This is a genomic window from Acinetobacter pittii ANC 4050 (assembly GCF_000399685.1).
In the GTDB taxonomy this organism is placed as follows: domain Bacteria; phylum Pseudomonadota; class Gammaproteobacteria; order Pseudomonadales; family Moraxellaceae; genus Acinetobacter; species Acinetobacter pittii_E.
Window position 1 is genome coordinate 3,393,104 of sequence record NZ_KB976987.1, and the last position, 15,749, is coordinate 3,408,852.

The 15,749-nt window shown below is 40.2% G+C and carries 17 protein-coding genes; 12 read left to right on the forward strand and 5 right to left on the reverse strand.

Translation table 11 applies throughout. The features are described from left to right. Positions 1 to 143: 143 nt before the first annotated feature. The 4 genes from spoT to gmk form a co-directional block, all read right to left on the reverse strand. Complete coding sequence (gene spoT / locus F931_RS19665; protein ID WP_016142894.1) at positions 144 to 2,249, reverse strand: RelA/SpoT family protein; 2,106 nt, start codon at positions 2,247 to 2,249, stop codon at positions 144 to 146. A gap of 15 nt (positions 2,250 to 2,264) precedes the next feature. Continuing rightward, positions 2,265 to 2,420, reverse strand: a complete 156-nt coding sequence (locus F931_RS22435) for a hypothetical protein (protein WP_014207816.1) — start codon at positions 2,418 to 2,420, stop codon at positions 2,265 to 2,267. 38 nt (positions 2,421 to 2,458) lie between these two features. Beyond that, entirely contained in the window at positions 2,459 to 2,737 is a 279-nt protein-coding gene (rpoZ, locus tag F931_RS19670; protein WP_002116990.1) for a DNA-directed RNA polymerase subunit omega, read from the reverse strand. Positions 2,738 to 2,809: 72 nt separating this feature from the next. Next, positions 2,810 to 3,439, reverse strand: coding sequence for a guanylate kinase (gene gmk / locus F931_RS19675; RefSeq protein ID WP_016142895.1), 630 nt, complete (start codon positions 3,437 to 3,439; stop codon positions 2,810 to 2,812). 122 nt (positions 3,440 to 3,561) lie between these two features. Between gmk and ispH the strand changes: the two genes are divergently transcribed. The 12 genes from ispH to rplS all read left to right on the forward strand — a co-directional run bounded on the left by ispH (position 3,562) and on the right by rplS (position 14,652). After that, the gene (ispH, locus tag F931_RS19680; protein WP_016142896.1) at positions 3,562 to 4,512 is read left to right on the forward strand and encodes a 4-hydroxy-3-methylbut-2-enyl diphosphate reductase; all 951 of its coding nucleotides are present in this window, start codon (positions 3,562 to 3,564) and stop codon (positions 4,510 to 4,512) included. A 171-nt stretch (positions 4,513 to 4,683) separates the two neighbouring features. Beyond that, entirely contained in the window at positions 4,684 to 5,157 is a 474-nt protein-coding gene (locus F931_RS19685; protein ID WP_016142897.1) for a pilus assembly FimT family protein, read from the forward strand. Further along, on the forward strand, positions 5,151 to 5,711 hold the full coding sequence (gene pilV, locus F931_RS19690) for a type IV pilus modification protein PilV (protein ID WP_080649549.1): 561 nt from the start codon (positions 5,151 to 5,153) through the stop codon (positions 5,709 to 5,711). The genes F931_RS19685 and pilV overlap by 7 nt, the downstream gene beginning before the upstream one ends. Continuing rightward, complete coding sequence (gene comB, locus F931_RS19695) at positions 5,711 to 6,712, forward strand: PilW family protein (protein ID WP_016142899.1); 1,002 nt, start codon at positions 5,711 to 5,713, stop codon at positions 6,710 to 6,712. Before pilV ends, comB begins: the two co-directional genes overlap by 1 nt. After that, the gene (gene pilX, locus F931_RS19700) at positions 6,709 to 7,518 is read left to right on the forward strand and encodes a PilX N-terminal domain-containing pilus assembly protein (protein WP_016142900.1); all 810 of its coding nucleotides are present in this window, start codon (positions 6,709 to 6,711) and stop codon (positions 7,516 to 7,518) included. The genes comB and pilX overlap by 4 nt, the downstream gene beginning before the upstream one ends. Positions 7,519 to 7,529: 11 nt before the next feature. Then, positions 7,530 to 11,384, forward strand: a complete 3,855-nt coding sequence (gene comC / locus F931_RS19705; RefSeq protein ID WP_025470436.1) for a PilC/PilY family type IV pilus protein — start codon at positions 7,530 to 7,532, stop codon at positions 11,382 to 11,384. A 10-nt stretch (positions 11,385 to 11,394) separates the two neighbouring features. Continuing rightward, positions 11,395 to 11,877: a type IV pilin protein gene (comE, locus tag F931_RS19710; protein ID WP_016142902.1), complete on the forward strand. Its 483-nt coding sequence runs from the start codon at positions 11,395 to 11,397 to the stop codon at positions 11,875 to 11,877. Then, a complete protein-coding gene (gene pilE, locus F931_RS19715) occupies positions 11,874 to 12,299 on the forward strand; it encodes a type IV pilin protein (protein ID WP_016142903.1) in 426 nt (141 codons plus the stop codon). Before comE ends, pilE begins: the two co-directional genes overlap by 4 nt. Before the next feature lie 147 nt (positions 12,300 to 12,446). After that, positions 12,447 to 12,698: a 30S ribosomal protein S16 gene (gene rpsP / locus F931_RS19720; protein ID WP_000260334.1), complete on the forward strand. Its 252-nt coding sequence runs from the start codon at positions 12,447 to 12,449 to the stop codon at positions 12,696 to 12,698. 19 nt (positions 12,699 to 12,717) lie between these two features. Next, positions 12,718 to 13,266 carry a ribosome maturation factor RimM gene (gene rimM / locus F931_RS19725; protein WP_002116736.1) on the forward strand — a complete coding sequence of 183 codons (549 nt, stop codon included), beginning with the start codon at positions 12,718 to 12,720 and terminating at the stop codon, positions 13,264 to 13,266. Between the two features lie 42 nt (positions 13,267 to 13,308). Then, a complete protein-coding gene (gene trmD / locus F931_RS19730; protein WP_016142904.1) occupies positions 13,309 to 14,064 on the forward strand; it encodes a tRNA (guanosine(37)-N1)-methyltransferase TrmD in 756 nt (251 codons plus the stop codon). Between the two features lie 219 nt (positions 14,065 to 14,283). Beyond that, positions 14,284 to 14,652: a 50S ribosomal protein L19 gene (gene rplS / locus F931_RS19735; RefSeq protein ID WP_002116654.1), complete on the forward strand. Its 369-nt coding sequence runs from the start codon at positions 14,284 to 14,286 to the stop codon at positions 14,650 to 14,652. A 51-nt stretch (positions 14,653 to 14,703) separates the two neighbouring features. Here the strand turns inward: rplS and lip are convergent, their stop codons facing one another. Then, complete coding sequence (lip, locus tag F931_RS19740) at positions 14,704 to 15,645, reverse strand: lipase family alpha/beta hydrolase (RefSeq protein WP_080649767.1); 942 nt, start codon at positions 15,643 to 15,645, stop codon at positions 14,704 to 14,706. Positions 15,646 to 15,749 lie beyond the last annotated feature (104 nt).

Genomic DNA, 15,749 nt, shown 5'->3' on the forward strand with positions numbered 1-15,749 from the left:
TGGTTCTCCTTGATTAAATCTATTTCCATCATAATCGATGATAGCTTTGGACAAAAGTACCATCGATTTAATTGATTAAGTGAATTTGGAAAGTTTGATTTTGTTAAGGAAACATAAATCTAGTCAATCATCTCTAGAGAAACTTAGCTTACTTTTGAAATTTCCATTTGTGGCGTAGGAGCATCTAAACGTTCAATACGTGGGAAACCATAGTGCATGCGTAAATCACGGATGACTTTTGCAATGTGCTTACGGTTATTCACTACAATATTCACAAAAGTTCTCTGCTCATTTGAGTGAACCATCTCTACACCAGCGTTGTTTTTACGACATTGATAAATCAGGTCTGATACCTGTTCATCATTCATCGCCATATAAATAGCAAGGTAGGCTGTAAAACGGACATCATCTACATCATCTGCTTTCCATTGAAGCGGCATAATATTTTCAGGGTGTAGATGTTGTTCATGTAGTAAGTTATGACAGCGAATCCGATGCACAATTAATCCACGACGTGTTAAGTGTCCTTGAATTGGATCGCCTAAAATTGGATTGCAGCAGTGTGCATATTTAACGTCGACACCTTCAGTGCTTTGAATAAGTCGATCTGAGTTTTCCACTTGTGGGTGTTTGTCATGGGCAAACAGGTGATTTGCTACAAGTTGAGGTAATAAATCGCCTACTGCAATTTGTTCAAACAATGTATTTTTATTATCGATATGACGCCATTGCAACAGATCTAGCCAATCAGCGTCAGAAAGATCATTGATTGAACGATTAAAGAGTTTCAGTGCACGAGAAAGGGCTTGTGCACCAACTAGACGTTGTTCTTCGATATCTTGATCTTTAAGCACATGTTGTAATGCACGACGAGCTTTCTGCGTATTAATAAAACTTAGCCAGTCGGGGTTTGGTGTTGCCAAAACATCCGTAATAATCTCGATAACCTGACCGCTAACTAATGGGGTAGAAAGTGGTTTAATCTCACCATCGACTTTTGCGCCAACGGCATGGTTACCTAAAAATAAACTTGCTGAATAAGCAAAATCAACTACGGTAGCGCCTTGTGGCAGCTCATGCAGTTGACCATGTGGCGTATATACCCAGATTTTTTCTTGGTGTAGGTAATCGAGTAAATCATTGAAAGTTGTTTTAGCACATTCGCCATCAATCAATGTATTTAAGTTCTGCATTGAGGCTTGAATGGCAGAACGGCAAGTTTGCGGCGCATTTTCGCCTAACACGACCCCAAAACGAGCAGCTTTACGCATCAGCTCGGTTTGAATGGTAAGAGAGAGCGTCGTTTTTTCGCCTTTAAGCTTAATCAGTAAAGATTGGTTCCCGCCAGGTAATGGGCGACGAATATGGTCTTGATACTGGATAACCTGAAAGTTTTCTCTTAATGCTTCGACTAAGCGGTCACAGTCGGCAATAGACTGTAAAACGATTTCAAAAGCATGACTATGGGTAAGCTCTTGGAGATCCATCTCGTTTTTAACGAAATGGCGTAATAATTCGATATTGTTATTTTTCTTTTTAATACGGCCTTGAATATGATAATTATGCAGAAGTTCAGCGAGGTTTTGTTCCCAAATACTTTGATATTTACAACGTTCTGGCTTTGTTTGAAGCAGTGCATTTTGAACGTTATCAAACATATCTAGATCAAGGTTTTGATAACAGAGATTCTCTAGATTATCGCCCATTTCATTCATGCCGACTAATCTTGCCATCGGTACAAATATATCAAAAGTTTCTTGAGCAATACGGGCACGTTTATCTGGACGTAGAGCACCTAGAGTTGTCATATTATGATAGCGATCTGCTAATTTAATAATGATGACACGTGGATCTTGTAAGGTTGCTTGCAAGATTTTTCGGAATGAAGCTGCCTTGTTATATTCTTTATCGCTTGATTGGCTAAGTTTGGTTACACCATCGACTAGCTCGGCAACGGTTAGACCAAATTTCTCAATAATATCTTCTTTTGTATATTGAGTATCTTCAATAACATCATGCAAAAGTGCTGCCATTAAAGTTTCAGCATCTAAACGCATGTTTGCAAGAATGCAGCTTACCGCAATCGGATGCAAAATATAGGGTTCGCCACTTTTACGTGTAATGCCAGTGTGCGCTAGATCGGCAAAATCGCAGGCAGCAAGCACTTTTTCGACTTCGCTTACCGATAAGTAAGGGTCGATAATTAATTTGAGCTGTTGCTTGGCTTGGCTGACCTCTTCGCCTGGCATAAATCACCCTTTTTCCTATTGCTGAAAAACTAAATCTATCTGCTTCTTAATGAAAAGCATATTGCGGAACTTGTCAATTTTTTCATTTGAAAAAGTGTATTTTTTTTTCAATGAAAATAATTGCTTTTCCCAATATGTTTGAATATGGCGCAAAGCCAAATAAAAAACCATCGCAAAAAAACGATGGTTTTTTTATGAAACAGAGTGAATTAGAAAGAAAAACCTTCTAAATTCAAGCTGTTTGTAGAAAGGGCAAGATCAAGACTAGAAGTTTGGTAATCTTGCTCACGTTGTTTAAGAATTTCTTTCGTAACGTGCCCTGCCGCGATTTCGCGCAAAGAAACTACAGTCGGTTTGTCGTTATCCCATTCTACAGTTGGCTCCATGCCTTGACGTGCCAATTGACGAGCACGTTTACTTGCAACGAGCACAAGCTCAAAACGGTTGTCTACATGATCTAAACAATCTTCAACGGTGACGCGTGCCATAAAAGTTCTCGTTTTGGAATGGTGAATTTGAACAGACTAAATAGTATAAAAGGCTTTCGATCTAGACTCAAGTTATTCCTGTTTTGGTTGAGGAGTAATCAAGTCTTGGATTAATATTTGATGACGTTTTGCTTGCTGAGATAGCACTAAACGGTTCGCTGTAATCACAGCTTCAAGCTCATGTAAGGCTTTATTAAAATCATCATTTATAATGATGTAATCAAAGTTCGTGTAGTGCTGCATATCTTCTACTGCACAGCTTAAACGATGCTCAATGACTTCAACTGAGTCAGTGCCGCGATTAGATAAACGCTGACGCAGATCAAATTGAGTTGGAGGCAAAATAAATATTTGCTTTGATTCAGGGAAAAGCTTGCGGACTTGTTCTGCACCTTGCCAATCAATTTCAAGTAAGACATCGTGTCCTTGAGCTAACTGTTGTTTTACCGTAGCTTGAGAAGTGCCATAGTAGTTACCAAATACTTCGGCGTATTCGATAAAGCCATCATGGTTGACTTGGTCTAGAAATTCATCTTTTGTAGTGAAGTGATAGTGAACACCATCTAACTCACCGGGACGTTGACCTCGGGTTGTATGCGAGACTGAAACATGTAAATTGCTCACACGGTCAAGCAGGGCTTTTACCAAAGATGTTTTGCCCGTTCCTGATGCAGCAGAAACGACAAACAATAGACCCGACATGATATTTTTCCTGATATGATAAAATATCTTCGCTATTGTAGTGTACCGTGCGTTTAAACTGAATAGTTTTAATTGCAAATATTCAAGAGAAATTCCCCTGTTTTATTAATTTTGAGGCTGTTATGGAAATTGTGTTAGCTAATCCGCGTGGTTTTTGTGCCGGTGTTGATCGAGCCATAGCAATCGTCAATCGGGCTTTGGAATGTTTCAACCCTCCCATTTATGTACGTCATGAAGTTGTACACAATAAATTTGTGGTTGATGACTTACGTCAGAGAGGGGCAGTTTTTGTTGATGAACTAGATCAGGTTCCAGATGACTCAATTGTAATTTTTAGTGCGCACGGTGTTTCAAAAGCAGTTCAACAGGAAGCTGAACGCCGAGGTTTAAAAGTTTTCGATGCAACTTGTCCTTTAGTGACTAAAGTTCATATTGAAGTGACTAAATATGCGCGTGAAGGTACTGAAGCTATTTTAATTGGTCATGAAGGGCACCCGGAAGTCGAAGGCACAATGGGGCAATATGACAAATTAAAAGGCGGTGATATTTATCTGGTTGAAGATGAAGCTGATGTTGCTGCGCTCACCGTACGACATCCAGAAAAATTAGCATTTGTTACGCAAACGACCTTATCTATTGATGACACAGCTAAGGTTATTGATGCTTTGCGTGCTAAATTTCCACATATTCAGGGTCCACGTAAAGATGACATTTGCTACGCTACTCAAAACAGACAAGATGCTGTACGTGATTTAGCTGAGAAGTGTGATGTGGTATTAGTTGTAGGTTCACCTAACTCATCAAATTCAAATCGATTACGTGAGCTTGCAGAACGTATGGGTAAAGCTGCTTACCTTGTAGATAATGCTGATCAGTTAGAGCAGTCATGGTTCAATGAGACTTGCAAGATCGGTGTGACCGCTGGTGCTTCTGCGCCAGAAATCTTGATTAAACAAGTCATTCAACGTTTACAAGATTGGGGTGCTCAAGCACCGAAAGAGTTAGAGGGGCGTGAAGAGAATATTACTTTTAGCCTTCCTAAAGAATTACGCATTCATGTGACTCAAGCGTAAAGTGTGACTTATTTAACATACTGATTTTAAAATAGTTAAACAGATAATTGTTGATATGACAGTTATCTGTTTTTTTATACCCTTTATCTGCTTTGTATTTGTTTTGTAAGCATGAGGCGTAAAATTTAATTAATAAATAAAAAATTTTTAAGTTTATTTGGGGGTCTGGGGATGAGGGGAATTATTCCGCAAGACGGGTTCACCTTGGTTGAACTTATGGTGACGATTGCGGTCATGGCTATGATCGCGATGATGGCCGCGCCATCTATGTCGAATTTATTAGAAAGCAAACGACTAGATGAAAATCAACGAGACCTAATCAATACTTTGTCAGAATCAAAGAGCCAAGCAATACTTGGTCGACAAGATGTATCCATTAATCTGAATTCAACAGCTTCAAATACACCGACTTCTTTTAATTGGAAAGCTGCTTCCAATAGCACTCTTGAGCTTAAAAATATCGCTGCTAATGGTACACAGAGCTCATCAACAGCGACGACTTTAACTTTTAATGCAAATGGAGTGGTAACTAATATTACTCAAGATACGCTTTTATCTATTTGTAATTCAAAAATAAATAAAAAGAAAATTCTTATTTTAACGAAGCTTGGCACATTAATTTTTAAAGCTGAGGAGACATGTTAATGCGGGGCTCTAAGCAAAAAACTCAAGCTGGGGTTGGTTTATTAGAAGTATTGGTCGCCTTAATTTTACTTGCGATAGGAATTTTAGGATATGTCGCTTTGCAAATTCGGGCTATGGATGCTTCTTCAGAAGCATTAAGTAAATCTCAAGCCATGATGATTATGAGAGGGTTAGCAGAAAATATTCGCGTAAATAATTCTCAAGCTAGTCAATATCCTGCATTTGTTCGTAGTTATAGCAATTATTCATCTACTACCGCAGCTCCGACTTCCTGTTTCAATTCAGCTTGTACACCTTCTCAACTTGCCCAATTTGATGCATATCAAGCAGCAAGAAATGCTGATCAACTTGGCATGAAAATCACAATGACAAATTGTCCTGGAGTTACAACCACAATGGCCCAGCAGAGGCAGTGTTTGTTTGTTTTTTGGGGGAAAACCTCTCCGGTAATTACAACAAATGGGGGAAGTACTAGCGCGGATGTGTCGAGCTGTATGAGTACAGATGGTGTATATGCCAATAATTCAAATTGTTTGATGATGGAGGCATATTAATGGCTCACTCATTTGTATCGTGGAAACAACGAGGCTTTACATTAATTGAGCTTATGGTTGCATTGGCTTTAGGCCTAATTTTAGTAGCTGCAGCAACTCAATTATTTATTGGTGGACTTTTATCCAGCCGTCTACAAAAAGCAAATGCCGAAATACAAGATAGCGGTATTTTTGGTTTGGAATATATTGCCCGTGATATACGCCTTCTAAATTATGGAAATGTAACCAACCCAATATTAACTGATATGACGCCTTGGGGCGGCGTTGTGCTAACTGGTTCAACAGCAACTAATAATAACACTGTTAATTTTGTCCCTAATGTCGGAGCAAATACTTATATTGCTGACACATTATTGAGCCGTGGTGCAGGTGATACGGTAAGTACAGTGAGCAATCACTGGAAAGGTCTTACAAATATACAGAATAGTTCAAATGCAGCTGTGCAAAGTGATCAATTGACGATTCAATTTATTGCGCCTACGAATATGACTAATTGTGAAGGTGTGAATGTTCTTGCAGGAGATTTAATAGTAGAGCGTTATTTTTTACGACTGGATAGCAATGGTACCTCCCAGCAAGATTATGCACTTGCATGTGATGCAAATACTCCCTCTAATGTCGCCACAGCTCAACCGACCACGATTGCCGGGTTGGGCGACGCTGGTCAAATTGTATTGCCGCGTATTGATCATTTTCATGTGCTGTTTGGTGCAAAAAATGCGGCTGGCAATTTTGCTTATTATACCATTCCCCAATATCGGACTGCTGCACAGGCTGCCCGAGATGCCACATCATCTGTGATGCCGCCACGAATTCTTTCAATACAAATATCTGTATTAGCGCGCTCTACTAATAATGCTCAAAACAAAGCAATAGATCCGGCGCAGTCTTTTTTTATGTTAGATCAGACCGTGCATGCTTCTGATAATACAACTCGATTCTTACGCCGTACTTATAACGTAACAATTGCTCTACGCAATGCGATGGGGGAAAGTCTGTGACCCATTTAACTCATAAAGGTAGATCTAAAGAAAAAGGGGCAACCCTTATTGTTGTGCTTATTATTTTATTGCTTGTAATTTCTGTAGGTGTTTTAGCCATAAGAGTGGCTATTGTTTCTTTAAAAGTTGCTACCAATAGCCAAGTTAGCCAATTAAATTTTCAGTCATCTGACACGCCTTTAGAACTCATTGTGCAGATGAATCCTACCACTCTAACTAATATTACTAATGTGATTGGGGCGGCGCTCAAAGAGCATGAAAGTAATCCGGGTGCGGAATACAACTTTTGTTATAAGCCTGTTTCTACAGCAACAAATTTTGCTCAGACCAGAGGCGCAAGTTTACTTCGAGCAGGAAGCGCTAATAATGCAGTCGTTGAAGATGGCGGCGTAGCGGGTTTCTGTGATTTAACAAGTGACTATGGAAGTAATCGCCAAGCAGTGGTTACTCAAGTTGCTGTAAGTATTCCAACAGATGCTGCTAGTGATATTCCAGGTTCAAATTTACCGCGAGGAACAAATACTTCGGAAGGTACACAACTTCCTAAAAGCATGCTATCTACGCAACGTATTCGAGTGATTACAACAGCTTTTTTACCAGCCTATGCATCTACCTCTATCGAAACTTTACAAAGAGATTGCTTAAGCACGAGTTCGGCAAAAATTAGCGACAATTTTGATACCGCTTTAACAGCTAAACAAACATTGGCTGAGTGTTTAGCAAATCATAACGTGCCTTTTAGTACTCAAGTTCAAGAATTTAACTATACCAATAAGCTCACTCAAATTACGGCACCGGGTTCATAATGGGGAATATCGTGAAACTAAAATTGAAGAATTTTAAGCCAAATAATTTATGGTATGCCATCTGTTCGAGTTCGGTTGCTTTTACATGGTTGATGACAAGCTCTGTGGTGCAGGCAAGTGATTTACAAATTTATGCTTCACCTACAGCGGGTAAAAAAACCATTGTGATGATGTTGGATACATCAGGAAGTATGACCAACAATAGTTACGGTGAAAACCGTTTGGCCCTGCTTAAAAATGGTATGAATGCTTTTTTAGCCAGCAATAATCCTGTTTTAAATGATACTCGTGTGGGCTTGGGGAATTTCTCTGCCAATGGTGATAGCCGAAGTGGACAAATTTTGGTGGCTGCTGCTCCTTTAGGAGATGCAAGTACTTTAAATACGGTAGGTTCTCAGCGTTATAAATTAAAACAGGCCGTTGCAAATTTAACAGCTGGTGGGTCAACGCCCTCAGCACATGCTTATGCAGAAGCTGCTGCTTATTTAATGGGTACAACGACCTATTCAGAGGTGAATTATGCTATTCGAAAAGATAGCTATATAAAGCGTGTGCGAAAATCTGATAATAGAACGGAATATTCATATTGTACCAGTTATCGCGATTCACAAATTGATACGGCAAATCTATGGCAACCATGCCGCTCTAGTAACTATTGGAGTAACTGGTCAACCTCTAATCCGGGTGTGGATACGGCAACTGCTTATGATACTTCATCGGATTGGACCTATTCTTATACTTATTACTACACTACTTTTAACTATGCGATAGCAAATGCAGATAGTGGCATTCCAAAATCAAAAACAAATGATACGACGAGCAATCCAAATATTGTTGTAGATAGAAATGCTTCTAACTTAAATGCCATTTACCAATCTCCTTTGCCTGCGGTGGCCAATCGTCAAAGCTGTGATGGGCAGGGTATTTACTTTTTATCAGATGGTGAGCCGAACAATACAACAAATACACGTTCGGCAAGTGTCATGTCGACTGCTTTAGGTAGTACTTTTGGAGCTGATTTTAATTGTTCTGGAGGTTTATCGAACACTACAGCAGACTCTGGTTGGGTCTGTATGGGGGAGTTTGCAAAACGACTATTTGATAAAACAAAGAATCCTGCCAGAGTTTCTATTCAAACAGCATTTGTGGGTTTTGGTAGTGACTTTTCTAGTTTAAGTTCTTCTGATGTAAAAAATGCCTGTCGTTTGAGTTCGAGAACCCAATCTGATCGTAAAAGTGATGATAATTGTTCGCCGAATCAGACCACAAATGCGGTCGCTGCACCTGGTTATGGAAATGGAGGTTTTTACCCTACCCAAAGTGCGCAAGGTGTAACAGATAGCGTTATCGCATTTATTAATAACTTAGATAAAGTTCCTTTAGAACCCTTAACTACAGGTGCTATCTCAGTTCCTTATGATGCACTGAATCCTAAAAATTTACAGGAATATGGTTACTTACGTGCTTTTGAGCCAAATCCGGCTAACACCTACTTAACATGGCGAGGAAATTTAAAGAAATACCATGTTGTTTTATCGGGAACAAATGCTGGTGCTTTTGAAGCTAATACTGGTGGGTTGGTTTACAACGCAACTGGGGCTTTTAGAACGGGTACAAAAGATTATTGGAATAGCTCTACTTATAATGATGGAGGTAAAGTCTTTTTTGGTGGGGCTTATTCGAAGGTGCCTTTACCAATTGCTGGACAAAATGAAACACGTGATGAAGAAGGAAATATCACAAAATATTATTACGCAGTACAAACTAAAATCCGCAACTTATTTACTGATGTTTCCGCTGTTGCAGCGGATGGTAGCTTAACGAAGCTATCAACTTCTGGAACTAATTTGCTAAAAATTCCAGCTGCTCCACCAGAAGGAACTAATTCTTTTGATAGTGTGGCTAATACAGCAAGTTATGTTTTAGGAAAATTTAATGCATCAACTGGACAAGATATTTTAAAAGCTTTCCCGATTAGCTTGAAGTTAAAAATATTAAATTATCTAGGTTATTCAACTGATATTAGCGCTACGTCTTTACCTTCGTCATTAGTTACATCGAATGAACCATATTTATCGATGGGCGGTAGTATTCATTCTTTACCGGTACAGCTTACCTATAATGGAACATTAGATGAAAATGGGAATTTAACATCTGCGCGTGAACAATCTATTCTCTATGGAACGATGGAAGGTGGTCTGCATATTGTGGATGCTTCAACTGGTATAGAACAAATGGCTTTCGTTCCTGCCGATATTTTAAATGATCCAGTCGCTTCAAAAGCTTTAGTTGTTGGTCAAAGTGATGCTACAGCACCTGCACACGGTATGGATGGAGCTTGGGTATCTGACCCTGCATATAGTATTACTACAACAGGAAGTGGTAGCTCAGCAGTATCAAAAGTGACTGCAAAGCAAATGAATATTTATGGTGGCATGCGAATGGGGGGCAGCAGTTATTATGGCTTAAATGTCTTAAATCCTGCTTCACCTAAGCTCCTCTTTAGAGTAGGTGCAGACCAAACTGATTATAGTCGTATGGGGCAGAGTTGGTCTAAACCTGTACTTGCGAATATACGTTATAACGGGGTGATTAAACGGGTCATGATTGTTGGTGGTGGCTACGACCAATGTTATGAAAACCCGAATATTACCTTGAGCAACTCTTGCTTTACGAATGGAAAAGCAAAAGGAAACGCTGTCTATATTATTGATGCTAAAACTGGGGAACGCTTATGGTGGACTAGTGATACAGGCTCTAGTGTAGATAACTCTAATATGAAGCATAGTATTGTGAGTCGTATTAGTACCTTAGATCGAGATGCTGATGGTTTAGTAGACCATTTATATTTTGGCGATTTAGGTGGACAAGTTTTCCGTATCGATCTTAATAATAACCAGACCAAAACAAATTCGACTTATAGCAGTTTCGGGGTTCGAGTTGTTCGATTAGCCAATTTGGCAACGAATGATGCTACTTATGATAGCTCGAACGACTATACAGCTGGGAATGCGCCGCGTTTTTATGAACCGCCAACAGTGACAATTCACGATTATGGAATCCGCACTTTTATTACTGTAGGTATTGCTTCAGGTGACCGTAGTACACCTTTAGATGTTTATCCGCTTACAGGCCGTGAGGGGATGTCACCAAGCACAGCATTAAGCGGAAGACCTGTAAACAACATCTATGGAATTATCGACAAAGATTTTATTAAAAAGAATTTAATGTCTTTAACGGATAGCCAGCTTGAAACGAAAGATATTACTCGATCAACGCTTCGAAAAAATCCACAAATTTTACGATCTGGAGAAACACGAGTAGCACAGATTTTCTTTCCGAATACGGGGACGGGACAAAATGGTTGGTATCGCTCACTTTCTAGTATGAGCGATGGTACCGAAAAAGCTAATAATAGTTTCCGTATTAAAGGAGGTCTCAAAGCTTTTGAAGAGCCTATGGCAATTACAGGGACTTTAATTGTGCCTGTTTATGACCCACAGGGAACAGGTATTGTAGCGGCAGACCCATGTTTACCACGTGTAGTTGGTGAAACTGACCAGCAGACGTTCTGTTTACCATTTGGCGCGTGCCTTAATTCTGATGGGTCAATCGATCAAAATAAAGAGAATGGAAGTGGATTTAAAACACAAACTGGTACTAATTGCCCAGTAGGAGCCTCTGAATGTAATAAAAACGTTATTGGCTCAGGTATCCGTGGCATAGCATTCGTTCCAAAAAGAGACGAGCCTCCAGTGACTAATAGTTGTGGGAAATTACAACTGTCTGGAAACGAGAGTGGAACGGGCGAGTGGCAGTGTACAAGTCACTTAGTTCCTGCGCGTTGGTATGAGCGTTATCGCTAAGGGATGACTGATGAATAAATATTATATTCTGCGGTTTAATCAGGGAGTTACCTTCATTGAGCTCATGGTTGTCATCGTGATTGTCGCTATTTTTGCTTCGATTGCTATCCCTTCATATCAAAGTTATAGCCGTAGAGCGACGGCTTCTGCTGCTAAAGGTGAAATTCTAAAATTGGCAGAACAGTTGGAACGGCATAAATCCAAGAACTTTACCTATAGAGGATTTACTACGACATCTGTAACCTTACCACGAGGCGGTTATACGATTGAAATTAGTGATGATACGACGGCAGGAAATTTATTGACGAATGGTGCAGCGAATGGGCAGACATGGGTCATTAAAGCGACAACTACAGATTCAAGAAACTTTAATTTTATTGCTAAAAATTCAGGTTTGCGTTGCCAAAGTTTAACAGCTACCGCTGTTGATAATGATTGTGGTGGAACAGTCACTTGCAATGTATGTGAAACAAATAGTGAGAATTGGCAATGAAGAATGGTTTTACCTTAATAGAGCTCATGATTGTAGTCGCAATAATTGCAATTTTAGCAGCTATAGCTACACCTTCGTATTTGCAGTATTTACGCAAAGGACATCGTACAGCTGTTCAATCTGAAATGATGAATATTGCCCAAACATTAGAAGCAGAAAAAGTAGTTCACAATCGTTATCCATCGAATGCGACGATTACATCGATTTATGGTTCTAGTGTAAGTCCTCAACAAGGCCAAGCCTTATATAACTTGGCTTTTGCTAGTATAACTGATTCAAGTTGGGTGTTAACGGCTACGCCTATTGCTACTAGTTCACAAGCTGGTGATGGGATCATTTGTCTTAATGATCAAGGGCAAAAATTTTGGGCAAAAGGTGCAACTGTTTGTGCGTTATCTGCTGCATCAAATTGGCTAGAGTAATTTTAAATTCAAAACTGCGGATAACTCAAAAAATAATCTTTCTTTCAGGGCGAAAATCACGTAGAATGTCGCCCTCTATGAAAGGGGTTTGAAGTGTTGCCGATGGTCGGTGCAGGGATAATCCGTAAGAATTATAAGGCTTTTATCATGGTTGTTATTCGTTTAGCACGTGGCGGCGCAAAAAAACGTCCATTCTATCAAATCGTTGTGACTGACAGCCGCAATGCACGTGATGGTCGTTTCATCGAGCGTATCGGTTTCTTTAACCCGACTGCACAAGGTCAAGCAGAAAAACTTCGTTTAGATGCAGACCGTTTTGCTCACTGGGTTTCTCAAGGTGCTCAACCTTCTGAACGTGTTGCTTCTTTAGCTGCTCAAGCTAAAAAAGCTACTGCATAATTTTTGTAGTAGGTAGCCCATGACATCAACACAGAATGTTCCCGAAGATCGTATTCAGATTGGACAGTTACGTTCAGCTTATGGATTGAATGGGTGGCTCTGGGTGTATTCAAATACAGAACCCATGAGCAACATGTTTGACTACCTGCCTTGGTACATTGAGACCAAGGCTGGTTGGCAAACAATAGATGTAAAACGTTGGAAACCCCATGGCAAAGGCCTAGTTGTCGCGTTGAAAGGTGTGAGTGATCGCACTGGAGCGGAAAGCTTGGTTGGCGCTAATATCTGGATTGCTAAGTCTCAACTGCCAAAAGCAGATGTAGATGAGTACTACTGGTCGGATTTGAAGGGCTTAACAGTGTTAGGTCTTGATGAGGAAGAACAGGAAGTAAACTTAGGAAAAATTCATGAGTTGTTTGAAACTGGAGCCAATGATGTGATGGTGGTACATGCTACCCCAGACAGCATTGATTCAGAAGAGCGCATGATTCCTTGGCACAAAGATGTAGTACAACGTGTTGATCTTGAAGCTGGTCGTATTTACGTCAATTGGGGCGTAGATTATTAATCCTTTTAGGATTAATACAGCAGGAAAATAGAGGAGTCTGTAATGTTTTTTGCAGTCATTACGCTTTTTCCTGAAATGTTTGAAGCGATTACAGCCTACGGCATCAGCGGACGTGCGGCAAAACGAGATATTGTACAAGTCACTTGTATTAATCCTCGTGATTTTGCTGAGGGAAACTACAGAAGAGTGGATGAACGTCCATTTGGTGGTGGCCCCGGTATGGTGATGATGGCTGAGCCTTTGGCGAAAGCAATTGCACATGCTAAACAGCTTGCCTCACAAGCAGGACATGTTCATGTCCCTGTGGTGTATATGTCCCCACAAGGCAAAACCTTAAATGAAAAGGCAGTACAGCAGTTTGTCGATTATGACGGCTTAATCGTACTGTGTGGACGTTATGAGGGAGTAGATGAACGTTTGATCCAGCATTATGTTGATCAAGAATGGTCAATTGGTGATTATGTTTTATCTGGTGGTGAACTGCCCGCTATGGTGTTACTTGACAGTATTATTCGCCGTTTGCCGAATGTAATGTCAGATGAACAATCAGCAGTACAAGATTCTTTTGTTGATGGTCTTTTAGATTGTCCACAATATACAAAGCCTGACCATTTTGAAGGGCTGGATGTGCCAGAGGTATTAAAATCTGGACATCATGGCAATATTGAAAAATGGCGTTTTTTGCAGCGATATCAACGAACTCTAGAGCGCCGACCGGAGTTGGCTGAAAAGGTTGAGTTGACTAAGCAGCAAAAGAAATGGCTAAAAGATATGCAAGAGAATGGCGGTAATTCTTAATCGTTATTCTCAAGAACGAAAGTTCTGCAATCAGACGAGAAGCAATGCTTCGAGTTAAAACATAATTCTATTTAATGAATAGTTTTATGTATATTTAAAGGCTCTTTATAGACATATTGTCGTAAAGGGAAAGATAAACGGGTTGATATGCGCTTTAGCCTCTATCCCCAGCGGAACCTCAGACCTCTTCTGACTCCGCACATATTGGAGATTCCCACAATGAGTGGTAAACATCCTTTAGTTCAAGCTGTTGAAAATGCACAGTTAAAATCTGATATCCCTGCTTTTGCTCCTGGTGACACTGTCATCGTTCAAGTAAAAGTAAAAGAGGGTGATCGTGAACGTCTTCAAGCATTTGAAGGTGTTGTAATCGCTAAGAAAAACCGTGGTTTGAACTCTGCGTTCACAGTACGTAAAATTTCTAGCGGTGTTGGTGTTGAGCGTGTATTCCAAACTCACTCACCAGTTGTTGCTAAAATCGAAGTGAAACGTCGTGGTGACGTTCGTCGTGCTAAACTTTACTACCTTCGTGACTTGTCTGGTAAAGCTGCACGTATTCGTGAAAAATTACCAGCTCGTAAAGCGTAAGCTTATAGCGAGTAAAAAAATGCGCCTTTTGGCGCATTTTTTGTTTAAAAACTATAATCCTTGAAGCTTTAAACGGTTTGCGTGTTGACGGTAAACCGAGACAGGATCGGAAGCAAAAATAGAACGTACCCCAAGTACTTGGTTCACTTCATCTAAATGATTCCAGTTGTAATCATCACGAATTGTTTTACCAAATTTGGCACTGCATCGGGAAACAAGTCCATCATTATCACCAAATGGATCGACTACTAAACCACTGCCAGTAAGCGCAATATCAAATGGGTCTAATGGGTTGGTGAGAGCTTTATTTCCTGAGAAAGAATACATATAGATACCTTTCTCTTGATATGCTCCTTCACCACAAGAAGTGCTCGGTATACCCATTGGGAACTGAGCATTAAATTTTGCAGAACCTTGCGTAGATAAGCTATGAGCTCCGGCTAAAGAATCGTGCGGATAGCTTGTCGGATCTAGGCCTCCTGCCCAAGTAATGGCTGCTGAAAACCAGTTTACTAACGTTGTCAGTCCAGATAGAGGAGTACCCTCAACGTTCAGGATGACATCTGCCATTGGTGAGCCCTTATGAGGTGCACCAATTGTGGTGAGTGAGGCAACTTTTTCTGGCATGATACCGGCCACATAGCGAATTGTCGGGCCCCCATGGCTATGACCGATTAAGTTGACTTTAGGTTTACCGGTAATGGCAATAATTTCTTCTACTTGTTGGGCAAGTTGTTCTCCACGCACTTCTGTTGAGTTAAAAGGGGACACTCTGGTTGCCCAGACATTTCCTCCATTACGTGCCAGATCAGGAAGAATTTGGTACCAGTAATCGAGACCAAGAGTATCTGTTCCAACTCGGTTAAAACCTGCCATACCATGGTTAAAAACCAATGGATATTTGGTTTGTGCGTAAGATGAATAAACGAACGAGTTTTTAACTTGTTCAGCATTTGTGGCATGGGCCGCCGAAATACTCAGTCCTGAGAGCATTGCAGCGCAAAAAAACATTAACTTCCTTTTCATTTTTTACTCACTATTTTTATTTTGTATGAAAAGCAGCTTCTTACTGCTAGTGAATGTTTAGCCTATTCCTA